At 71.5% G+C, this 21356-nt stretch carries 20 protein-coding genes; 12 read left to right on the top strand and 8 right to left on the bottom strand.

Going from position 1 to position 21356, the window contains the following annotated elements:
• Positions 1-89 precede the first annotated feature (89 nt).
• Positions 90-2282 carry an MMPL family transporter gene (locus ACWD5F_RS02300; protein ID WP_451250251.1) on the top strand — a complete coding sequence of 731 codons (2193 nt, stop codon included), beginning with the start codon at positions 90-92 and terminating at the stop codon, positions 2280-2282.
• 67 nt (positions 2283-2349) lie between these two features.
• Here the strand turns inward: ACWD5F_RS02300 and ACWD5F_RS02295 are convergent, their stop codons facing one another.
• From ACWD5F_RS02295 to ACWD5F_RS02275, 5 genes are all read right to left on the bottom strand, one after another.
• The gene (locus tag ACWD5F_RS02295; protein WP_401724769.1) at positions 2350-3126 is read right to left on the bottom strand and encodes an NPP1 family protein; all 777 of its coding nucleotides are present in this window, start codon (positions 3124-3126) and stop codon (positions 2350-2352) included.
• 176 nt (positions 3127-3302) lie between these two features.
• Complete coding sequence (gene ligD, locus ACWD5F_RS02290; protein WP_451250249.1) at positions 3303-4283, bottom strand: non-homologous end-joining DNA ligase; 981 nt, start codon at positions 4281-4283, stop codon at positions 3303-3305.
• Between the two features lie 145 nt (positions 4284-4428).
• The gene (locus tag ACWD5F_RS02285; RefSeq protein WP_451250248.1) at positions 4429-5112 is read right to left on the bottom strand and encodes a response regulator; all 684 of its coding nucleotides are present in this window, start codon (positions 5110-5112) and stop codon (positions 4429-4431) included.
• 40 nt (positions 5113-5152) lie between these two features.
• The gene (locus ACWD5F_RS02280) at positions 5153-6340 is read right to left on the bottom strand and encodes a sensor histidine kinase (RefSeq protein WP_451250246.1); all 1188 of its coding nucleotides are present in this window, start codon (positions 6338-6340) and stop codon (positions 5153-5155) included.
• Between the two features lie 110 nt (positions 6341-6450).
• On the bottom strand, positions 6451-8661 hold the full coding sequence (locus ACWD5F_RS02275) for an MMPL family transporter (protein ID WP_451250244.1): 2211 nt from the start codon (positions 8659-8661) through the stop codon (positions 6451-6453).
• 281 nt (positions 8662-8942) lie between these two features.
• Between ACWD5F_RS02275 and ACWD5F_RS02270 the strand changes: the two genes are divergently transcribed.
• On the top strand, positions 8943-9125 hold the full coding sequence (locus ACWD5F_RS02270; protein ID WP_401724756.1) for a hypothetical protein: 183 nt from the start codon (positions 8943-8945) through the stop codon (positions 9123-9125).
• A 35-nt stretch (positions 9126-9160) separates the two neighbouring features.
• Here ACWD5F_RS02270 and ACWD5F_RS02265 read toward each other — a convergent pair whose 3' ends face one another.
• The gene (locus ACWD5F_RS02265; protein WP_451250242.1) at positions 9161-10642 is read right to left on the bottom strand and encodes an MFS transporter; all 1482 of its coding nucleotides are present in this window, start codon (positions 10640-10642) and stop codon (positions 9161-9163) included.
• 158 nt (positions 10643-10800) lie between these two features.
• On the opposite strand from ACWD5F_RS02265, the gene ACWD5F_RS02260 reads away from it, so the two are divergent.
• Positions 10801-12021, top strand: a complete 1221-nt coding sequence (locus ACWD5F_RS02260) for a cytochrome P450 (RefSeq protein WP_451250240.1) — start codon at positions 10801-10803, stop codon at positions 12019-12021.
• A gap of 7 nt (positions 12022-12028) precedes the next feature.
• Positions 12029-12679 carry a TetR/AcrR family transcriptional regulator gene (locus ACWD5F_RS02255; RefSeq protein WP_401724748.1) on the top strand — a complete coding sequence of 217 codons (651 nt, stop codon included), beginning with the start codon at positions 12029-12031 and terminating at the stop codon, positions 12677-12679.
• 25 nt (positions 12680-12704) lie between these two features.
• On the opposite strand, the gene ACWD5F_RS02250 is transcribed toward ACWD5F_RS02255, so the two are convergent.
• Positions 12705-13631: an SGNH/GDSL hydrolase family protein gene (locus ACWD5F_RS02250; RefSeq protein WP_451250238.1), complete on the bottom strand. Its 927-nt coding sequence runs from the start codon at positions 13629-13631 to the stop codon at positions 12705-12707.
• A 373-nt stretch (positions 13632-14004) separates the two neighbouring features.
• Between ACWD5F_RS02250 and ACWD5F_RS02245 the strand changes: the two genes are divergently transcribed.
• The 5 genes from ACWD5F_RS02245 to ACWD5F_RS02225 all read left to right on the top strand — a co-directional run bounded on the left by ACWD5F_RS02245 (position 14005) and on the right by ACWD5F_RS02225 (position 18373).
• The gene (locus ACWD5F_RS02245) at positions 14005-14745 is read left to right on the top strand and encodes a response regulator transcription factor (RefSeq protein WP_451250236.1); all 741 of its coding nucleotides are present in this window, start codon (positions 14005-14007) and stop codon (positions 14743-14745) included.
• Between the two features lie 340 nt (positions 14746-15085).
• On the top strand, positions 15086-16318 hold the full coding sequence (locus tag ACWD5F_RS02240; protein WP_451250234.1) for a cytochrome P450: 1233 nt from the start codon (positions 15086-15088) through the stop codon (positions 16316-16318).
• Positions 16319-16400: 82 nt separating this feature from the next.
• Positions 16401-16595, top strand: coding sequence for a ferredoxin (locus ACWD5F_RS02235; RefSeq protein ID WP_451250232.1), 195 nt, complete (start codon positions 16401-16403; stop codon positions 16593-16595).
• A 2-nt stretch (positions 16596-16597) separates the two neighbouring features.
• Positions 16598-17782 carry an NAD(P)/FAD-dependent oxidoreductase gene (locus ACWD5F_RS02230; protein ID WP_451251011.1) on the top strand — a complete coding sequence of 395 codons (1185 nt, stop codon included), beginning with the start codon at positions 16598-16600 and terminating at the stop codon, positions 17780-17782.
• Positions 17783-17851: 69 nt separating this feature from the next.
• The gene (locus ACWD5F_RS02225) at positions 17852-18373 is read left to right on the top strand and encodes a MarR family winged helix-turn-helix transcriptional regulator (protein WP_451250230.1); all 522 of its coding nucleotides are present in this window, start codon (positions 17852-17854) and stop codon (positions 18371-18373) included.
• 3 nt (positions 18374-18376) lie between these two features.
• Here the strand turns inward: ACWD5F_RS02225 and ACWD5F_RS02220 are convergent, their stop codons facing one another.
• Positions 18377-19561, bottom strand: a complete 1185-nt coding sequence (locus tag ACWD5F_RS02220) for an MFS transporter (RefSeq protein WP_451250228.1) — start codon at positions 19559-19561, stop codon at positions 18377-18379.
• Positions 19562-19672: 111 nt separating this feature from the next.
• Here ACWD5F_RS02220 and ACWD5F_RS02215 point away from each other — a divergent pair, with 111 nt between their 5' ends.
• From ACWD5F_RS02215 to ACWD5F_RS02205, 3 genes are all read left to right on the top strand, one after another.
• Positions 19673-20410, top strand: a complete 738-nt coding sequence (locus tag ACWD5F_RS02215; protein WP_451250226.1) for an AraC family transcriptional regulator — start codon at positions 19673-19675, stop codon at positions 20408-20410.
• Positions 20411-20476: 66 nt separating this feature from the next.
• Complete coding sequence (locus tag ACWD5F_RS02210) at positions 20477-20857, top strand: DoxX family protein (RefSeq protein ID WP_451250224.1); 381 nt, start codon at positions 20477-20479, stop codon at positions 20855-20857.
• Positions 20854-21321, top strand: a complete 468-nt coding sequence (locus tag ACWD5F_RS02205; protein ID WP_401724724.1) for a peroxiredoxin — start codon at positions 20854-20856, stop codon at positions 21319-21321. Before ACWD5F_RS02210 ends, ACWD5F_RS02205 begins: the two co-directional genes overlap by 4 nt.
• The last annotated feature ends 35 nt before the right edge of the window (positions 21322-21356 follow it).

Genomic DNA, 21356 nt, shown 5'->3' with positions numbered 1-21356 from the left:
AGGAGTGCCCTGAGGGCCGGTCGGGGTCGCCGATGCCAGGGACCGCTCCCCGGGCTGCGGTGATCTTCCTTCCCAGGAGGACCCCCCGCATGTTCCGAAGTATTGGCACCGCTGTCGTCCGTCATCCCGTCTGGACGATCGTGGCATGGCTGATAGCCGCGGTGGCCATTGTCGCCACCGCCCCCAGCCTGCCCTCGAACAGCGACGAGAGCAGTTTCCTGCCCAAGAGTTACGAGTCCATCAAAGCGGCGGATCTCCAGGAGAAGGCGTTCCCCAGCGCCTTCACCCCGTCCGCGATCGCGCTGTTCCAGCGCACCGACGGTGCCAAGCTGACCGCCGAGGACAAGAAGGATGTCGCCCGGATCACCACGGAGTTGGGCGACAAGAAGATCGACCAGGTGCAGAAGGTGGTCCCCGGCCAGCCGTCCGACGACGGCAGGTACACCATGACCCTGGTCCAGATGGACAGCAAGAACGCCGGCCAGCCCAAACAGGCCGACGCGGCCAAGGTGCTGCGTGACGACGTCAAGCAACTGACCAAGGGCACGGACCTCGACGTCAAGCTCGGCGGTTCCGCCGCGCAGGCCCTGGACCAGCAGGACTCGTCCAAGCGCGGTGAAGCGCTGATCGGCATCGGCACCTTCGTCATCATCCTGGTGACCCTGCTGATCATCTTCCGGGCGCCGATCCTCGCCTTCCTGCCCCTGATCACGATCGGGTTGGTGGCCGCGATCGCCAACGGACTGATCGCGTACGCCACCAAGCTGTTCGACCTCCAGGCCAACAGCTCGATCTCGTCGATCCTGATCGTCGTGCTGTTCGGCGTGGGTACGGACTACTTCCTGTTCCTGATGTTCCGTTACCGAGAACGTCTGCGGGCGGGTGACGAACCCAAGGAGGCCATGGTCAACGCGGTCGCCCGGGTCGGCGAGGCCATCGCCTCGGCGGCTGGCGCGGTCATCATCGCCTTCCTCGCGCTGATCCTGTCGACGCTGGGCTTCCTCAAGCAGATGGGCCCGGCGCTGGCCATCGCGGTCACCGTCACCCTGATCGCCGGCCTGACCCTGATCCCGGCCGTGGTGTCGCTGATCGGGCCGAAGATCTTCTGGCCCTCCAAGACCTGGCAACGGGAGCCGCAGAACGCCCGGTTCGCCGCCCTCGGGCGCGGAGTGCAGCGCCGCCCGGCCCTGACCGCCGTGGCCTCCGGTCTCGTTCTCCTCGCGCTGTCGCTCGGCACGCTCGGCTACAAGGCCACCTTCGACCTGGCGTCGGGCTCCATGCCCAAGACCAAGGAGTCGATGGTCGTCCAGGACGAGATGCAGAAGGCGTACTCGGCGGGCGCCGCCGCCCCCACCGACGTGTATCTGTCCAGCGCGGACGGCAAGGCGCTCGACCGGAGCACCTTCGACGCGTACGCCCAGAAGCTCGGGGCCGTCGACGGTGTCGCGAGCGCCAAGATGAGCCAGGTCAACAAGGACGGCACGACCGCCGACTTCACCGTCACGCTCAAGTACGAGGCGTCGACGGACAAGGCGATCGACGCCGTCGGCAGGGTGCGGGACGTCGCGCACGCCGACGCCCCCGACGGTACGAAGGCCCTGGTCGGCGGTATGTCCTCGATCTACAAGGACATCGACACGGCGGTCAACCACGACTACCGTACGGTCTTCCCCGTCGCCGCCCTGCTGATCATGCTGATCCTGGGACTGCTGCTGCGCAGTGTGGTCGCGCCGTTCTACCTGATCGCCTCGGTGGGCCTCGGGTTCGGTGCCACGCTGGGTGCCACGGTCTGGATCTTCCAGGACGCACAGGGACACTCGGGGCTGATGTTCATGCTCCCGGTGATCATGTATCTCTTCGTGGTCGCCATCGGCACCGACTACAACATCCTGATGATCGCCCGGCTCCGCGAAGAGGCCCGGGAAGGCAGGGATCCGCGCGAGGCGGCCAGTATGGCGCTGCGCCATGCCGGACCGACCGTGGCCGCGGCGGGCTTCATCCTCGCGGCGACCTTCGCCACGATGATGCTGGCCGGCAACGCGCTGCTCACGGAGATGGGCTTCGCGGTGTCCTTCGGCATCGCGGTCGCCGCCTTCGTGATGGCGATGTTCTTCACGCCCAGTCTCACCGCGCTGATCGGCCACGCGGCGTGGTGGCCCGGCCATGCGGACCGTCCGGTCGACGCTTCGGGCGGCTTGTCCGGCGGTTCGTCCGGCACCGGGCCGTCCTCCGGCGCCGGCCGGGACACGGTCGTCCACGACCCGGCGGGCCGTCCCGGCTGACGCCTCGGTGACGCACGCACGACGGCCCGCCCGGGAAGCCTCGGGCGGGCCGTCGTCGTTGCGCGGGTCAGGCGTTGGGGTCGAACGCGATGCCGGAGGGCTTCGCGGACGAGAGGTGCGAGGCGAAACTGGCGTCCTTCAGGCCGAAGTTGGCGCTCCCGAAGTCGTACGAGGTGAGCTTGTCGCGCAGCCCGGCCGGGTAGCCGTTCCAGCCGACGAGCGGCGGGTACTGCCAGGTGCCCTTGTGGTTCTCCGGCGGCTCGTCGTTGGTGTTGGCCAGCCGGAAGCAGTGCGTGCTGATGCCGTCCTTGTGGTAGACGATCTTCGCGTGGCTGCCGTCGAAGCGGACCGTGGAGGCCGCGTGCACGGTGAACGAGCCGTGGTTGGACGTCGAGACGTACTGGATCGCGCCGTTCTGCACCCAGACCACGACGTGCTCCCAGTCGTGCCGGTGGCCGCCGATGCTGGTGCCCGCGAGGGCCTGGTCCTTCTCGAAGTACAGGCCGTACATGTACGCGCACCAGCCGTTGTTGCACTTGTAGCGCGAGTAGGTGTTGGTGTCGTCGAGGTCGGAGGCGTCCCGGCAGTTCCCGTTGAGCGCGCCGGTCGGGTTGAGACCCCCGTTGATCGAGCCGTCGGGGCCGATGGCGGCGGTGGAGTAGCAGCCGTCCGTGTCGTAGTCGAAGGCCGGCTGGTAGGTGAACTCGGCGGCCTCGGCGTTCGCCGGCAGGGGCGGCGGGGGAGCGGCGAAGGCGACGGCGGGGAAGGCGAGCACGAGCGCGGCGGCACCGACGAATCCGGTGAGCCATCTCCTGCGGTGCGTCTTGAAGGTCGATGACGACACTGCGTCCTCCTGGGGGTGTGCGGGCGCAGCCCAACGGCTGTGGGGGGAAAGGGAGTTCAGCATCCCCGGTTTTCCCTGCCGCGCCAAGAGGTCACAGGCGTCCCAGTGGTGAAGCGCAGCCCAATAGTTGGCGAGTGGCGGTGAATGGCGACGAATGACGGTTTGGTGACACGGCGTCAGGCGGGCTCGTCCGGAATGTCGGCCGCCGACTCCTCGGACGCCAGGTCGGGCCGCAGCCGCAGCCAGGACGGCTGACGCAGCAGCCCGGCCCGGGTACGGGTGCTGTAGCGGACCTCGCCGACCAGCCGGGGCACCACCCAGTGCGCGCCCGGCACCTGCGGCACCGGGTCGAAGGGGCACACGTCCGTCCCGGCGGCCCTCAACAGCCCGGCGAGCTGCGCACGTTCGGCCTCGCTCCAGCCGGTGCCGACCCCGCCGACGTACCGCAGCCGCCCCGACGCCCGCTGGCCGACCAGCACCGCACCGGGCAGTCCCGCGAGCCGCCCCTTGCCCGGCAGCCAGCCGCCCACGACGACGTCCTCGGTGCGCAGATTGCGGATCTTGACCCAGGACCGGGAGCGGACGCCCGGCTCGTACAGCGAGTCCAGCCGCTTGCACACGAGCCCTTCCAGACCGTGCTCGCGGGTGGCGTGCAGGGCCTGTTCGCCGTGTCCGACGAGGGCGGCGGGGGTGGACCAGTGCGGGCCTGCGAGGCCCAGCGCCGCCAACTGCTCGCGGCGCTCGGTGTAGGGGACCTTGAGGAGCGAGCGGCCCGCGAGGTGCATCAGGTCGAACAGCACGAGATGTACGGGCGCTTGTGCCGCCCGGCGCGCCGCCCGTCCCGGCGTGTGCGCGAGGCCCATCCGGGGCTGCAGCAACTGGAAGTCCGCGCGCCCCTGTTCGTCCAGCGCCAGCACCTCGCCGTCCAGTACGGCGGGCGTCGCGCCGAGCACCGTGCCCAGCGGCCGGAGTTCGGGATACGCGGCAGTGATGTCCTCCCCGGACCGGGCCCGCAGCAGGACACTGCCGTCGCCTTCGAGGTAGGCCACCACGCGCTGGCCGTCCTGCTTGGTCTCGTAGGCCCAATAGGCGTCCCGCACGGCGGCCGGGAGGGTGCCGGGCGTGGCGAGCATGGGCGGGATCAGGGGGAGGGTCACGGCTCAGTTGTCGACGCGGGGGCGGGCCGGCACGCCTGCGCCCCACAGGTTTCCCCTGAACGGCGCTGCCTCGGTCCGCACGGCGCCGCCTTCGTCCCGCACCTGAGCGAGATCCTCTCCGCGTCCTGCGCCGCGGGCCTCCGCGTCAGCGCTCTGCGGCCGGCGGTGCCTGCACCAGGCCCGACCGGTAGGCGATGACGACGAGTTGGGCGCGGTCGCGGGCGCCCAGTTTCGTCATGGCGCGGTGGACGTGGGTGCGGACCGTCAGCGGGCTGACGAAGAGCTTCCCGGCGATCTCCTCGTTGGAGTGGCCCTCGGCCACCCAGGTCATCACCTCCCTCTCGCGCGCCGTGAGCGGGGAGAGGTCGTCGGCGCCCGCGAGCTGCGCACCCCGTGCGGGTGTCATGAGGAAGCGGCCGATCAGCACGCGCGTGGCGGCCGGGGACAGCAGCGACTCGCCGGCGGCCACGGTCCGGATGCCGTCCAGGAGTTCGTCGGCCGTCACGTCCTTGCCGAGGAACCCGCTCGCACCGGCTCGCAGCGCCTGGGCGACGTACTCGTCGATCTCGAAGGTGGTGAGGATCAGTACGCGCGTGCCGCCCAGTTCGGGGTCGGCGCAGATGGTGGACGTGGCGGCGAGGCCGTCGGTGCCGGGCATGCGGATGTCCATCAGGACCAGGTCGGGGCGGTGGGCGCGGGCGAGCGCGACGGCCTCGACGCCGTCGGTGGCCTCGGCGACCACCTCCATGTCGTCGCAGGAGTCGATGAGGATCCGGAACGTGGCCCGGAGCAGGGCCTGGTCGTCGGCGAGCAGTACGCGGATGGTCATGGGGTTCGTTCCTGTCGTCTCATGGTCGCCGTGCCTCGCCCTACGAAGCGGTGGGATACAGGGGCAGCCGTGTGGTCACCTCGAAGCCGCCCTCCAGCCGGTGGCCCGCCTGGAGGGCGCCGCCGACCGAGTGGGCGCGCTCACGCATGCCGATCAGCCCGAAGCCGTGGCCGGGAGCGGGCGTCGCGGGCGCGGTGGAGGTGCCGTCGTCCGTGACGGTGATGGTCAGTTGGTCGCCTCCGTAGTGCAGGCGTACGTGCGCTGCCCGGGCCTCGGCGTGCTTGGCGACGTTGGTCAGCGCCTCCTGCACGATGCGGTACGCCGTCAGGTCCACGCCGGGTGTCAGCGGCCGGGGCGGACCCTCCGTGGTCACTCGGACTGTGAGACCCGTGGAGGCGACCGTGTCCGTCAGTTCGGCGAGCTGCCCGAGGCCGGGGCTCGGGGTGAGAGGCGCGTCCGGGGCGTCGGGCTGGCGCAGTACCCCCACGGTCGCCTTCATCTCGCGCAGCGCCGACGACGTCGTACCGGCGAGGTCGGTGAGGATCTTCCGGACCTGCTCGGGATGCGTGTGCGCCAGATGGGCCGCCGTGCCCGCCTGGGCGTTGGCCAGGGCGAGATGGTGGGCGACGACGTCATGGAGCTCGCGGGCGATGCGCATCCGCTCCTCGGCCACCCGGTGGCGGGCCTCCTCCTCCCGGCTGCGCTCGGCGTACTCGGCGCGGGCCTGGACGGCCTCCAGGTAGGCGCCGCGCATCCGGACCGTGGTCCCGGTGGCGACGGGCAGCAGGAGCCAGGCGGCGGGGCCGAGGGTCGTGAGCGGCCAGGGATGGTCGTTCGGGTCGACGGCGACGGCCGAGGCCACCACCACGGAGAGGGTGGCGAAGAAGAAGATCCGGGTGGTGCCGCGGTCGGTCGCGACGGCCAGCCGCAGCAGCGCGAGCATGACCGGCGCCAGCACCAGCGGCGTGAGCAGGTGGCCCAGCGCGCCCGCGCAGGCGGCGCCGAGGGCGGTGACCGTGACGACCGCGCGGGGGTGGGTGCGCTGCCAGAACAGGGCCCCGCAGGAGACGACGGCCAGGGCGATGGTCGCGAGCACCGAGTCGGGCCGGTGCGCGCCGGGCATCTGGATCTCGCTGCCGAAGAGGAAGGCGGCGAACAGGAGCGCCACCGTCATGGTGTCGACGGTGCGGACGTGTTCGTCCGCGTACCGCTGCCAAGGGATGCTCATCGCGTCTCTCCGGTCGGGTGCTGAAAGCCATCGTCGGCCATGTCCGTGAGGAACGGCGGGCGAGGGCCGCCCGTGGCCGGTGGCACGGGCGGCCCTCTCGGGGGGAAAGGTCAGACGTGGGCGGACTCCGGGACGGTCGGCTCGGCAGTGGGCAGTGCCGCAGGGCTGTTGCGGGTGAGGGTCTCGCCCTCCACGTCGACGGTGGGCAGCAGCTTGTCCAGCCACTGGGGCAGCCACCAGGCCGCCCGACCGAGCAGCGCGAGAACCGCCGGTACGAATGCCATCCGGACGACGAACGCGTCGAGCAGGACGGCCGCCGCGAGGCCGAAGCCGATCATCTTGATCATCGACTCACCGGCCCCGATGAAGCCCGAGAACACCGCGATCATGATCAGCGCCGCGGCCACGACGACGCGCGCGCTGTGCCGGAAGCCGGAGGTCACGGCCTGGTCGGGGCGGTCGCCGTGGACGTACGCCTCGCGGATCCGGGCGACGAGGAACACCTCGTAGTCCATGGCCAGACCGAACACGATCCCCACCAGGAAGATCGGCATCATGTTCATGATCGGGCCGGTCTCGTGCGCGCCCAACAGGTCCGCGCCGTAGCCCCATTGGAAGACCGCGACGACCGAACCCAGTGCCGCGAGGACCGACAGGAGGAAGCCGAGGGCCGCCTTGAGGGGGACCAGGACGGACCGGAAGACGATCAGCAGCAGGACGAAGGCCAGGCCCACCACGACCGCCAGGTAGGGGATCAGGGCCGACTGGACCTTCTCGGAGACGTCGATGTTGACCGCGGTGGTGCCGGTGACCTTGAAGGTCGCCCCGGTCGTGGAGTCGATGCCCGGTCGGTCGGCCCGGATGGCGTTGACCAGGTCCTGGGTCTTCCTGTCGCTCGGGCCCGTGGCCGGGACGGCGGAGAACACCGCGGTGTCGCCCGCCTGGTTGAAGCGGGCCGCCGAGACGGACACGACACCCCGCTCGCCGGCAATCTTCTCCGAGATCGTCCGTACGGCACCCTCGGGATCGTCGGCGCCCCTGGCGTCCACGACGATCGTGAACGGCCCGTTGAAGCCGGGGCCGAAGCCCTCGGCGAGGTCGTCGTAGGCGCGCCGCTCGGTGGTGGACGTCGACTTGACCTCGTCGCCGGGCATGCCCAGCTGAAGATCCAGCACGGGTACGGCGAGCGCGCCCAGGCCCACCACGCTGAGCAGCAGCACGGTGGCCGGTCGGCGCAGCACGAAGCGGGCCCAGCGGCTGCCGCCGTTCTCCGCGTCCGCCTTCTTGATACGGCCCCTCCTGCGGGCGGAGCGGGCGAGGACGGCGTTGGGCCACCAGCCGAGCAGCGCCGGGACGAGGGTCAGCGAGATCAGGACCGCGAGGACGACCGCGCCCGCCGCGGCCAGGCCCATCTTGGTGAGCATCGGGATGCCCACCACCGAGAGACCGGCCAGTGCGATGACCACCGTGAGTCCGGCGAACACGACCGCGGATCCGGCCGTGCCCGCGGCGATGCCGGCCGCCTCCTGCGGCGCGTGGCCGCCCGCCCGCTCCTCGCGGTAGCGGGAGACGACGAACATCGCGTAGTCGATGCCCACCGCGAGCCCCAGCATGGTGGCCAGCGTGCCCGTGGTCGAGGACAGCCCGAACGCGCTCGCGAGGGCGAGGATCGAGGCCATGCTGATCCCGACGCCGACCACCGCGGTCAGCAGCGGCAGCCCGGCGGCGGCCAGCGAGCCGAAGGTGATCAGCAGCACCACGGTGGCGATGCCGATGCCGATGGCTTCCGCGGCACCGCCCGCGGCCGGTTTGCTCGCCAGCGCGGTGCCGCCGACCTCGACGGTCAGGCCCGTGTCGCGGGCCCGGTCGATGGCGGTCTGCAGGTGCCGCTTGGCGGTGTCGGTGAGGTCGTCGGCCTTCTCGGTGAAGGAGACCGTCGAGTACGCGGTGGTGCCGTCCTCGCTCACCGCCTTCGCCCGGAAGGGGTCGACGGCGCCGGAGACCTGCGAACCGTCGGCCGCCTCGCTCACGAACGCCTCGATCGCCGACCGGTGACCGGCCGCGGTCACCTTCTGCCCGGCGGGGGCGACGAAGACGACCCGGGCGCTCGCGCCGTCGGCCTCGGTGCCGGGGAAGCGCTGCTCCAGCAGGTCGAACGCCTGCTGCGACTCGATGCCGGGCATGGTCTGGTTCTGGTCCTCGGCGGCGGGCGCGGTCACGGCGCCGGCGCCGACACCCACCAGCACCGCCACCCACAACAGGACGGTGAGCAGGCGCCGACGAAATGCCAGTCGGCCCAGTCGGCACAGGAAAGTGGCCATGAAACGGAGGTCTCCCCATCTGGTCTCGGATACCTGACCAGGCTCCCGGGGCGGGGGCGCCGCGTCGTCGTGCGGCTGCCGACAATCGGGCCTACTGAGAACGCAGTACGGACCGAGCCCACGTCATACCTGAGTGCGAGGGCAGGTCCGGGACGGTGGAGCCGGGATGGTGGAGCCGGCTCCACCATCGCTTGGGGCACGTACTCCCTCGAAGCGCGGCAGCCGCGACGGAAGGGTTGGTGGCGAACGTACGAACCGTCCACCAGCGGAGGAAAACACCGATGAAGCCCCTGCTCGCGTCGAGGCCCGTGCTCTGGTTCCTCTTCCTGTTCAACCTCGTCGTCGCCGCGGCCGCGCCGTTCGTCGTCGACGGCGCTCAGGGCGTGCTCACGAGCGTGGGCATGGGTGCCGTCTCGCTCGGGGCGGGGGTGAGCCTGCTGCGGACCCGCGGAGAATCGGCCTGAGGGCCGCGGACCCTGCCCGCGGCCCTCGGAGCGGGTCAGCCCACCGAGGACGCGCTGGCCGACGGTTCCGTGGCCGTGGGCGCCGCGGGAGCTGCGGCGACCGGGCGGCGGGGCGGGATGAACGAGGCCACGGCGAAGGCCAGCAGGGCCGCGCCCGCGCCGATGGCCATGACCGTCTTGAAGCCCGTCTCGGACGGCACGGCGATGCCGCCCAGGCTGATCGTCATGTGGGACAGGACGACGCCGGCGATGGCGCTCGCGGTCGACGTACCGATCGAGCGCATCAGGGTGTTGAGGCTGTTGGCGGCTGCTGTCTCCGACGGGTCCACGGCGCCCATGATCAGCGCGGGCATCGAGCCGTACGTGAAGCCGATGCCGGCGCCGATCACGCAGGACACCAGCACCAGGTGCCAGACCTCGGACATCAGCACGATGTTCAGGCCGTAGCCGGCGGCCACGATCAGCGCGCCGATCATCAGCGTCACCTTGGGGCCCTTGGCCTTGGAGACGGCCGCGGAGACCGGCGCGAAGGCCATCATGACCAGGCCGGACGGGGCCATGACCAGACCGGCGGTCAGCAGTGACCTGCCGAGGCCGTAACCGGTCTGCTCAGGCAACTGCAGGAGCTGCGGAAGCACCAGGGACATCGCGAACATCGAGAAGCCGATGGCTATCGAGGCGAGGTTGGTCACCAGCACCTGGCGCTTGGCGGTGGTGCGCAGGTCCACCAGCGGCGCGGTGGTGCGTAGTTCGTAGAAGCCCCACGCGAGCAGCACGACCACGGCGCCCGCCAGCAGGCCGAGCGTGGTGCCGCTGGTCCAGCCCCAGTCGGCGCCCTTGGAGATCGCCAGCAGCAGGGACACCAGGCCGGCCGCCATGCCGATACCGCCGACCACGTCGAAGCGGCCACCCGAGCGCACCGCGGACTCCGGTACGAACAGCACGACCAGGACCAGCGCCACCACGCCCATGCCGGCCGAGCTCCAGAAGAGCACGTGCCAGTCGAAGTGGTCCGCGATCAGCGCGGCCGTCGGCAGACCGAGCGCGCCGCCCACCCCGAGGGAGGCGCTCATCAGCGCCGTCGCCCCGGCCAGCCGCTCGATCGGCAGCTCGTCCCGCATGATGCTGATGCCCAGCGGGATCACGGCGGCCGACAGGCCCTGGACGGCGCGGCCGATGATCATCGGCACCAGCGACTCGCTGAGCGCGCAGATGAGCGAGCCGACGATCAGTACGACGACGCTGATCAGCAGCATGCGGCGCTTGCCGAACATGTCGCCGAGCCGGCCCACCACCGGCGTCGCCACGGCGGCGGCCAACAGTGTGGCCGTCACCGCCCAGGCGGTGTCCGACGCGGGCGCGTCCAGCAGCTTGGGCAGTTCCGGGACGATCGGGATGACCAGGGTCTGCATCAGCGCGACGACGATCCCGGCGAAGGCCAGCACCGCCACCACGGCGTTCGGCCGGGGCGCGGCAGAACCCTCCGGGTCCGCGGGTAGGGCTGGAGCGTCGGCCATGGGTGTGCCTCCGAAGGGGTCGTGACGGGGGTGGCGCAGAGGTGACGGGGATCGTGCGGCGCCGGGCGGCGAGGCCACAGTTTAAGTCAGGCGCTTGACTTACCCTAACCGCTCCGTTTGCCTGGGCGTGCAGCGACCGCCGGATCGAGGGAGGGCGTATGTACCGAGCCGAGGACCGACAGACCCTGAGGTATCCGATGCACGGCAGTACGGCGCTCGAGCCGCCCGCCGAGTGGGCCGCGCTGCGCGAGGGCTGCCCCGTCGCCCACGTGACCCTGCCCAGCGGGGACCCCGCGACCCTGCTGACCCGCTACGAGGACGTCCGCCGGATGCTCTCCGACGACAGCTTGCGCCGGGTGCTGGACGCGGACGACGCGGCCCGCATCGCCGACGACGAGACGGGCGGGGTGTTCAACAGCGACATGGCCAGGGCCATCCCCGACCACGGCGACGCGCACCTGCGATGGCGGCGGATGGTGGGCGCGTGGTTCACCGACGAGCGCATGGCGTCGCTGCGCCCCGGGATCGAGGCGATGGCCGAGAAGCTCGTCGACGACATGGTCGCGCACGGCCACCCCGCGGACCTGGGGGCCCACCTCGCCTTCCCGCTCCCGGTGTGGGTGATCTGCGACCTGCTCGGCATCCCCGACTCAGACCGCGACCGGTTCGCCCACTGGTCCGACGCGCTGCTCAACCTGACCCGGTACACGCAGGAGGAGGTCGACCGGGCGCAGGACGACTTCGTCGACTACATGGCCGCCCACGTCTGGGCCAAGCGAGCCGCACCCGGCCCCGATCTGCTCGGGGCGCTCGTCGTCGCCCGGGACTCCGACGGCCGCCGCCTGTCCGAGCGGGAACTGGTGTTCACAGGCCAGGCGCTGCTGCTCGCCGGCCACGAGACCACCGCGAGCATGATCGGCAAGATGGTCGCCCTGCTGCTCGCCGACCGGCGCCGCTGGGAACGGCTGCTCGCCGACCCGTCCCTGGTGCCGCTCGCGGTGGAGGAGGTGCTCCGCTTCGACGCCGATCCCGGCATCGGACTGCCCCGGTACCTGGACGCGGAGACCGAGGTCGCCGGCACTGTCCTGCCACCCGGCACGACCGTGCTGTGCAGCATGGCCGCCGCCAACCGCGACGAGACCGCCTTCGACACGCCCGGGGAGCTGACCCTCCACCGCAGCCCCAACCCGCATCTGGCCTTCGGCGCCGGATCCCGTTCCTGTCTCGGGCAGTCGCTGGCCCGCACGGAGCTGCGCACCGTCCTCGACGTGCTGTTGCGTAGGCTTCCGTCGCTGGAACTCGCCGCGCCGGCGGCGGACCTGCGACGGCTCGAGGGACTGGCCGTCGGCGGGCTGAGCGAAGTCCCGGTGCGGTGGTGAGCTGAGCATGGCCGGCAGGACGGTACGGGCGGAGCAGGTCAACGCGACCCGGGAGCTGATCCTGACCGCCGCCGAGCGGCTGTTCGCCGAGCGTGGTGTGAACGCGGTGTCCAACCGTCAGGTCAGCGAGGCCGCAGGGCAGGGCAACAACACCGCTGTCGGCTACCACTTCGGCACCAAGGAGGACCTGGTCCGCGCCATCGTCCGCAAGCACGCGGCGCGGACCGAGGAGATCCGGTCCCGGCTGCTGGCCGGGATCGGCGACGACCCGAGCGTCCGGGACTGGGTCGACTGCCTGGTCCGTCCCATCCCCGAACACCTCGCCGACCTCGGCGGCACGACCTGGTACGCGAGGTTCTGCGCCCAGATCATGACCGACCCGGCACTCCACCAGATCCTGGTCGAGGAGTCCCTCTCCTCCCCGTCCCTGCGCCAGATCATCGACGGCCTGAGCGCCTGTCTGCCCGAGCTGCCGCCCGAAGTGCGCGCCGAGCGCGGGGAGATGGCCCGCCACCTGATCATGCACATCCCCGCCGAACGCGAACGAGCGATCGCCGAACACACCCCCACCCCTCGTGCCAACTGGCACGACGCGGCCACGGGCCTGGTCGACGCCCTCGTCGGCATGTGGACGGCGCCGGTGGGGCCGACACGCTGAGGCCGGACGTCTGATGACCGGCGCCTCAGTCCGAGGCGCCGACCGCCTTCAGCACCGCCTCCGCCATGCCCCGCTCGCCACGCTCGTTGGGATGGACCGGAGCGGCGGATGCCTGCGGAACCAGCGGCTCGATCCAGCGGGCGTTGCGTGCCGCGCAGGCGTCACGCCCCACGGACGGGGTGTACGTGTCGACGTAGTGCGCGTCCGCCGCCTCGGCCCGCTTGCGGAGCATCGTGTTGAGCTCCTGCTGCTTCTCGTGCAGGTAGGTCACGTCGCCGGGGGCGAGGCCCATCGCGCGGGCGCAGCCGGAGGTCCTGGCCGGCAGGATCGCCGGGTAGCCGACGACGTAGACGCGGGCTTCGGGCGCCCTGCGCTCGATCTCGCCCAGCGTGCGCGACAGTCGGCGGCCGGCCGCGTCGATCTTCTCCCGCACCTTGTCGGTGTCGTCGGAGACGTACCGGCTGCGGCACGGGGCGTCCCCGCCCGCGAACTCGCCGCCGCCCATGGCGAAATAGAGGATGCCCCGCGTCACGCACTGCTCGACCGTCGAGGCGAACCCGATGTCGTTGCCGCCGATGCCGAGGGTGACCAGGCGGGTCCGGGCGGACAGGGCCGAGAGCTGGGCCCGGTTGGTGCCGTCGTCGGTGGTCTGCGCCGCCGTGAGGTCGGAGAGGGTCGCGCCGGTGCAGCTGACGTCCTTGAACTGGGCCGCGGGCAGGGCGAGTCGGCGGGCCACCAGCGTCGGGTAGTTGCGGTCGGAGCGGTCGCAGCCGGCGGGCACACCGTGCTGGTCCGGGATCTTCGGGCCCGCGGTGTAGGAGTCGCCCAGCGCGACGTACGGCCCCTTCGGCGGAGACGGATCGCCGTTGTCGCGGTGGGCGAGGCCGACCACTGCGGCCAGCGTCCCGAAGGCGAGCACCCCGGCCAGCCCGGCTCGTACGGAGTTCTTCATCGGCATGTCCCGTCGTGCGTCTCGGATGTCCCGTGAAGGTGCGGCGCGTCCGCATGCGGACGGCGCCGAACCGTCGCTCGGCCGGGGGAGGGCGGCTGGGACAGCCGAGCAGCGAGCGGGGAAGTACCGCGTCCATGGGCCCGGCGCAGGCCGGGGAGACCTGCGCCGGGCCCGAGACCGCGCCGTGCCCCGCATTCGGGGTGGGGCTGGGCGCGCGGGGCCGTCTCCGCTCGGACGGCCCCTGTCCGACAGGGACATGGTCCCGTATGACGGATCGGTTTGATTGCGTCAGGCAAGCACAGATAGATTACTTGAGTCAAGCAATGGATGGGATTTACTTGAGTTAGGCAAGCAGAAGGGTAGGGTGAGCCCCATGCCTCCCTCGTCACCCGACGGCGCAACCAGCGAGAAACCGGCCCTCGCTCGCGGATCCGGGCAGCATGTCCTGATCGTCGCCGGCGAACCGTCGCTCGCCGAACTCCTTTCGACCACGCTGGAGTTGGCGGGATACCGGACCAGTCTGGTCGCCACCGGGACCGAGGCCATGGCGCGGGCCACCGAGTACCGCTACGACCTCGTGGTCCTCGACGCCACCCTCCCGGACGTGCCGAGCCTCGCCCGGGTGCGCCGCCCGCCGGTCAGTCACCGCCCACCCGTGCTCATCCTGACCGCCTACGACTCCCTCGAACAGCTCCTGCCCGAGCTGGGCCTCGGCGCGAAGGACTACGTCACCAAGCCCTTCCGGGTGGCCGAAGTCCTGGCCCGGATCCAGATGTTGCTGCGCGGCACCGCCCCCGGCGCGCACCGGGGGAACCTGCTCACCTACGGCGACCTGGCCCTGGACGACGCCCGATGCCAGGCGCGGCGCGGCACGCGGGAGCTGGACCTCACGCCCGCCGAGTACCGGCTGCTGCGCCATCTCCTGGTCAACGCCCACCGGGTGCTGTCCAAGGAGCAGATCGGCCGGTACGTCTGGGGCGACTTCCGCGGCGACAACGCGATCGAGCAACTCGTCTCCCGGCTGCGCCGCAAGGTGGACCGGGACGGCCCGACACTGATCCGCACCCGCAGGGGCTTCGGCTACTGGCTCGGGGAGCCCGACGCGGAGGCCTGAGCCGCCGGACAGCAAACGGCGGTTGGTCGCCGGACGGAGTCGCGGCGGTGTTCGTGGCGGGTGGTGCCGTGGTTGTTCAGGGGCGTGTGCGGTGTCGCTTCGGTTTCGTGGGTTCTTTTTCAACTCCCTTACCGCGCAAGCGTGTTGATGTGTTCATGTGCACCTCGCCCGTCAACTCGGAATGTCCCAACCGGCCCTGTGATCCAGGTCACGTCAGCTTACTGTCAGGCAACTGACCGGAAGCCGTCAGTCCGCTCTGTTTGCATGTGCTCATCGAGGCCTCGACTACTTCACCCCGGCGCTCCGCCCCGACCGGAGCCCCCCACCACCGAGGAGAACCATGGCCGACACCTTGGCCGGACCCGTGCCCGAAGTGCCGCACGCCGTCCCCGAGTTCCCGATGCCCCGTTCGGGCCGCTGTCCCTTCGACCCGCCGCCCGGGCTCAAGGACCTCCAGGCTGAGACGCCGCTGACGAAGGTGCGGCTGTGGGACGGCAGCGAGCCGTGGCTCGTGACCCGGTACGCCGAACAGCGGGCGATCCTGGGCGACTCCCGGGTCAGCGCGGACACCGACAAACCCGGCTACCCCACCAAGGCCTCGCCCGAGGCGGGCGAAGGCAAGCTCAGCTTCATCATGATGGATGACCCCGAACACGCCCGGCTGCGCCGGATGGTGACGGCGCCGTTCGCCATCAAGCGCGTGGAGGCGTTGCGGCCCGCCGTGCAGCGGATCGTGGACGACCTCATCGACGACATGCTGGCCGGCCCCGGGCCGGTCGACCTCGTCGAGGCGTTCGCCCTGCCGATCCCCTCGCTGGTGATCTGCGAACTGCTCGGCGTGCCCTACGAGGACCACGCCTTCTTCCAGGACCACACCAAGACGATGGTCCACCGCGACGCCTCTCCCGAGGAGCGGGGACGTGCGAGCCGCGAGGTGGCCATGTACCTCGCCGGTGTCATCGGGCAGCGGCTCGCCGAGCCCAAGGACGATCTGCTGTCGAGCATCGCCGGGCGGATCGAGGCCGACGAGATCGACCACCAGCAGGCCACGGAAATGGCGCTGCTCCTGCTGATCGCGGGGCACGAGACCACCGCCAACATGATCGCCCTGGGCACCCTCGCCCTCCTGCAGAACCCCGACCAACTCGCCCTGCTGCGCGAGACGGACGACCCGAAACTCGTCGCCTCCGCCGTCGAGGAACTGCTGCGCTACCTGCACATCACGCACCTGGGCAGGCGCCGAGCGGTCACCGAGAACATCGAGATCGCGGGCCAGGTCATCAAGGCCGGCGAGGGCGTCATCATGGTCAACGAGATCGGCAACCGGGACCCCGACGTGTTCCCCGACCCCGACCGGCTCGACATCACCCGCGACGCGCGCCGGCATGTCGCCTTCGGCTTCGGCAACCACCAGTGCCTGGGCCAGCCGCTGGCCCGGATGGAACTCCAGGTCGTCTACGGCACCCTCTACCGGCGCATCCCCACGCTGAAGTTGGCGGGCGCCCTGGAGGACGTCCGTTTCAAGGAGGACGCGTTCATCTACGGCGTCCACGAACTGCCCGTCGCCTGGTGACCGTTGCCCTTCCCGTAGACCGCGGTGACGGTGTGCCCGTCCCGCAGACCCACAAGAACCACGTGTGATGAAGGGGAACTCCATGAAGGTGGAACTCGAAGCCGACAAGTGTGTCGCCTCGGGCCAGTGTGTGGTCGCCGCGATGGACGTGTTCGACCAGGACGACGACGGGATCGCGATCCTGCTGGAGGACACGCCCGGTCCCGAACTCCTCGACGACGTCCGGGAAGCCGTGGCGGTCTGCCCGGCCGCGGCGATCCGTCTGGTGGAGCGGTGACCCTGGACCGGATCGTCGTCGTCGGTGCCTCGGCCGCAGGACTGGCGGCGGCCGAGACGCTGCGCCGCGAGGGCTACGACGGCACGCTCACCCTCGTGGGCGACGAACCGCTCGCCCCGTACGACCGCCCGCCGCTCTCCAAGCAGGTGCTGTCCGCCGAGTGGGAGCCCGAGCGGCTCACGCTGCGGCCCGCCGCCGACCTGGCCGCGCTCGACCTCGACCTGCGCCTCGGCGTGGCGGCGACCGGTCTCCAACTCGCCGACCAGGTCGTGCGGTTGGCGGACGGCACCCAAGTGCCTTACGACGGACTGATCCTGGCCACCGGTGTACGGCCGCGTCGGCTTCCGGGCGAGGGCGCGCACGTGCTGCGCACCCTGGGCGACGCCCTGACGCTGCGGGAGCAACTCCGCCCCGGAGTACGGCTGGTGATCGTCGGCGCCGGCTTCCTCGGTGCGGAGGCCGCCGCCGTGGCCTGGCGGCTCGGCGCGCACGTGACTCTCCTCGAACCGGCCCCGGTGCCGCTGGCGCACGCCGTCGGGACGCGGGTCGGCGAGCTGCTCACCCGCGCCCACGTCGACCGGGGCGTGGACCTGCGCTGCGGGGTGCGCGTCAGCGAGGTGACCGAGGACGGCGTGCGGCTCGCGGACGGCGGGATCGTCGAGGCCGACGAGGTCCTCGTCGCCGTCGGCTCCCGGCCCAACACCGAGTGGCTGGAGAGCAGCGGCCTGCCGCTGGGCGACGGTGTCGTCTGCGACGAGTACTGCGAGGCGGCCTGGAACGTGTACGCGGCGGGCGACGTCGCCCGCTGGTACAACCCCCTGTTCGGCACCTCGATGCGGATCGAGCACCGCACCAACGCCGCCGAACAGGGCATGGCAGCCGCCCGCAACCTGCTCCGCCGGGACGCCCGTAAGCCCTTCGCCCCGGTGCCGTACTTCTGGTCCGACCAGTACGACATGAAGATCCAGGCGTACGGCCATCTGCGCGGGCACGACGAAGTCGCCGTGGTGGAGGGCGACTTGGCCGAGCGCCGGTTCGTCGCCGCGTACCGCACCGGCGAGCGGGTGGCCGGCGTGCTCTCGGTCGGGATGCCGCCCAAGGTCATCCGGCAGTGGCGGCAGGCGATCGCGACGGGGGCGGCCTGGGAAGAGGCGGTGCGCGTGGAGGCCGCGGTGGGCGAGGGCTGAGTCGAGGGGGAGCGGTGGCCCGCGCGGCAGATTACTTGAGTTACGCAACAAGATGGTAAAGTGGATCGCATGCCCACACCACCGCTCCCCGAAGTCCCCGACACACCCGCGTCGGAGGAAGTGGTCGAGATCGAGCGCGCGCTCACCCGCATCACTTACCTGAGCACCCGGTCCCGGCAGCACGAGCGCCTGATGGCACTGGCCGGCGTCCCGCTGGACCGCGCCGCCGTGGCGCTCCTGCGGCAGGTCGCCGACTCGGAGCCGCTGCGCCCCGGGGAGCTGGCCAACCGGCTCGGGGTGGAGGCGTCCCATGTCACCCGCACCGTGCAGCAGCTGCAGAAGTCCGGTTACGTCGACCGGGTCCCCGACCCGGTCGACCGCCGCGCCCAGCGCATCGAGCTCACCGAGAAGGGGCAGCAGGCCATAGACCGCGTCCGGGACGCAGGTTCGCGCGGCATGCAGCTGGCCCTGGCCGACTGGTCGCCGGAGGAGTTGCGCCAGCTGGCCACGCTCTTCCACCGTATGGTCGACGACTTCCTCGCCCACGCCGTCGACGAGGACACGGACCAGCCCGCCGTCGCCCAGGCCTGACCCTCACACCTGTGTGGCGGACCGGCGCGACGGAACCGGCGCCGGAGTCGGGGCGGCCGGCTCGCGCAGGCCCGCCAGCAGGAGCCCGCCCAGCGCGGGCAGCACGATCAGGGGAAGCAGCGCCGTCTGCAGGGACGTGGCGTCGGCGAGCGCCCCGATGCCCGGCGTCGCGAGGCCCCCGACGCTCACGGTGAGACCCAGCGTCACTCCGCTCGCGGTGCCCACGCGCCGCGGCAGATAGTCCTGGCCGAGCGTGACGTGCAGCGAGAAGGGGACGTACAGGCCCGCCGAGGCGAGCGCGACGAACAGGAAGACCGCCGGCCCCGGCACCAGGACCACCCCGGCGACGGCGAGGACGGTCGCCGCGTACGACCGCCGGACCACTGAGACCCGCCCGTACCGGTCGGCGAGCCGGCCCCCGGCCACCGTCCCCAGCGCACCGCCCCCGTAGAGGACGAACAGCGCCGCCGTGCCGGCCAGTTCGCCACCGCCGGTCCGCTGACGGACGTAGAGCGAGATGAACGCGCTCAGGCCGACGAAGACGATCGAGCGGCAGACGATCGCACCCGTCAGCCGCAGGAACGACGGCCAGTCGTCGGTGCCGGATGCCTTCGTCCTACGGGCGGTTCCCGCCTCGCTCCGCGACGAGCGCACCGCCGCCGCGCACAGGGCCGCCCCCACGACCGCCGGGACGACCAGCAGGGGAGAGGCGCGCAGGCCTCCGGTGGCCACGACGGCCGCCACGAGGAGAGGCGCCGCCGCGAAGCCGACATTGCCGCCCAGCGAGAACCAGCCCATCCCCGTGTTGCCGCTCCCGGACACCGCGCGGGCCGCCCGTGCCGCCTCCGGGTGATAGGCGGCGACGCCGATCCCGGACACGGCGACCGCCGCCAGGGTGAGCGCGTAGGAGTCGCCCACCCCGCACAGGGCGACGCCGGTGCCGCCGGTCAGGGCGCTGAGCGGGAGCAGCCACGGCATGGGCCGGCGGTCGGTGAGCGCGCCGAACAGCGGCTGGACCACCGACGACAGGAGGGAGGCGGCCAGGACGATCCCGGAGGCGGCGGCATAGGAGTAGGCGCGTTCCGACACGAAGAACGGCACGAGCGCGGCGACGGCCCCCTGGTAGACGTCGACGCAGGAGTGACCGAGGGTCAGCAGGGTGAGGGGGCGGTTCCGGTTTGTGGGCACCCTTCGATCGTCCCGACGTTGCGGTGTGGCTCGCTTCCGATAATCTGCCTGATTGTGTCGAACGCCCGCCAAGACTCCGATCAGGGTCCCCGTGCGGACCTCCCGCTACCCGTGCACCACCTGCCGAAGGCGCCCACGCACGCCCGCAGCCTGGCCGCCGGCGAGATCATCGACGCCCACCGGCACGACGAGCACCAGATCGTCTACGCGGGGTCGGGCGTCCTGGCCGTCACCACCGACGCCGGAACCTGGTTCGCCCCGGGGACCCGCGCCCTCTGGGTCCCGGCGGGCACCGTGCACGCGCACCGCGCCCACGGGCACCTCGACCTGCACCTGGTCGGACTGCCCGCCGACGACAACCCGCTCGGACTCGACGCCCCGAGCGTGCTCGCCGTCAGCCCGCTGCTGCGCGAACTGATCCTCGCCTACACCCGTGACCCCGACGCCCACACCCCGGAACGGCGCCGTCTGCTCGCCGTCCTGCGCGACCAGCTGCGGGCCTCACCGCAGCAGCCGATGCGGCTGCCCACGCCGAGCGATCCGCGGCTGGCCGCCGTGTGCGAGATCGTCCACGCGGACCCGGCCGACCCCCGCACCCTCGCCGCGCTCGGCGCCGCGACCGGAGCCGGCGAACGCACCCTCAGCCGGCTGTTCCGCCGCGAGTTCGGCATGACCTTCCCGCAGTGGCGCACCCAGTCCCGGCTCTACCACGCCCTGCGCATGCTGGCCGACGACACCCCTGTCACCACCGTCGCCCACCGCTGCGGCTGGTCCTCCACCAGCGCCTTCATCGACGTCTTCCACCGCTCCTTCGGCTACACCCCCGGCACCCACAACCGCCGCGGCTAGGCACCGCCCACACCGCTCCTCTTACCCTCCGGTAACATCGCCCGGCAGGACTCCAGAGGAGGAACCGTGCCCCGGTCCCCACGCTCGCCCCTGCTGCTCGCCGGCCTGATGGCCGCCGCAGGCGTCACCCACTTCGCCGCGCCACGCCCCTACGACATGATCGTCCCGAAGTCCCTTCCGGGCACGCCCAGAACATGGACGTACGCCAGCGGCGCGGTCGAACTCGCCCTCGCCGCAGGTCTGTTGGCACCGCGCACCCGCAGGACCGCGGCGCTCGCCACCGCCGCGCTCTTCGTCGGCGTGTTCCCGGCGAACGTGAAGATGGCCGTGGACTGGCGGCACCGCCCCGCTCCGCTCAAGGCGGCGGCGATCGGGCGGCTGCCGCTCCAAGTGCCCCTCGTACTATGGGCGCGCAGTGTGGCCAAGAACGCGGAGGGACAATCGTGAGCGACCGCCTGAACGTCGGTGACAAGATCGAGGACTTCGAGCTGCCGGACGAGACGGGCACGCCACGGACCCTGTCCGACCTGCTCGCCGACGGACCGATCGTGCTCTTCTTCTACCCGGCCGCCCTCTCCGCGGGCTGCACCGCGGAGGCCTGCCACTTCCGGGATCTGGCAGCCGAGTTCGCGGCCGTCGGCGCACGGCCCGTGGGGATCAGCGGTGACTCGGTCGAACGCCAGCAGGAGTTCGCGGGCAAGCACACCCTCGGCATGCCGTTGCTGTCCGACGTGGACGGGACGATCCGGGAGCTGTTCGGCGTGAAGCGCGGCTTCACCATGGTGCCGACCAAGCGGGCCACGTTCGTCATCGCCCAGGACCGTACGGTCCTTGAGATCGTGCGCAGCGAACTGCGGATGAACACCCACGCCGACCGGGCCCTCGCCGCCCTGCGCGCGCACAAGGCGTGACGTCGCCGAAACGGAGGGCCTCGCCGGTCCTCCGT

Source organism: Streptomyces sp. NPDC002499, assembly GCF_053595415.1.
Note: the sequence above shows the minus strand (reverse complement) of the source record. Positions and strands in the feature narration are given on the sequence as shown.

Coding starts and splice junctions, on each gene's coding strand:
- ACWD5F_RS02300 (WP_451250251.1), top strand. CDS start 90: ATGTTCCGAAGTATTGGCACCGCTGTCGTCCGTCATCCCGTCTGGACG.
- ACWD5F_RS02285 (WP_451250248.1), bottom strand. CDS start 5,112: ATGACCATCCGCGTACTGCTCGCCGACGACCAGGCCCTGCTCCGGGCC.
- ACWD5F_RS02280 (WP_451250246.1), bottom strand. CDS start 6,340: ATGAGCATCCCTTGGCAGCGGTACGCGGACGAACACGTCCGCACCGTC.
- ACWD5F_RS02275 (WP_451250244.1), bottom strand. CDS start 8,661: ATGGCCACTTTCCTGTGCCGACTGGGCCGACTGGCATTTCGTCGGCGC.
- ACWD5F_RS02270 (WP_401724756.1), top strand. CDS start 8,943: ATGAAGCCCCTGCTCGCGTCGAGGCCCGTGCTCTGGTTCCTCTTCCTG.
- ACWD5F_RS02265 (WP_451250242.1), bottom strand. CDS start 10,642: ATGGCCGACGCTCCAGCCCTACCCGCGGACCCGGAGGGTTCTGCCGCG.
- ACWD5F_RS02260 (WP_451250240.1), top strand. CDS start 10,801: ATGTACCGAGCCGAGGACCGACAGACCCTGAGGTATCCGATGCACGGC.
- ACWD5F_RS02255 (WP_401724748.1), top strand. CDS start 12,029: ATGGCCGGCAGGACGGTACGGGCGGAGCAGGTCAACGCGACCCGGGAG.
- ACWD5F_RS02250 (WP_451250238.1), bottom strand. CDS start 13,631: ATGAAGAACTCCGTACGAGCCGGGCTGGCCGGGGTGCTCGCCTTCGGG.
- ACWD5F_RS02245 (WP_451250236.1), top strand. CDS start 14,005: ATGCCTCCCTCGTCACCCGACGGCGCAACCAGCGAGAAACCGGCCCTC.
- ACWD5F_RS02240 (WP_451250234.1), top strand. CDS start 15,086: ATGGCCGACACCTTGGCCGGACCCGTGCCCGAAGTGCCGCACGCCGTC.
- ACWD5F_RS02235 (WP_451250232.1), top strand. CDS start 16,401: ATGAAGGTGGAACTCGAAGCCGACAAGTGTGTCGCCTCGGGCCAGTGT.
- ACWD5F_RS02225 (WP_451250230.1), top strand. CDS start 17,852: ATGCCCACACCACCGCTCCCCGAAGTCCCCGACACACCCGCGTCGGAG.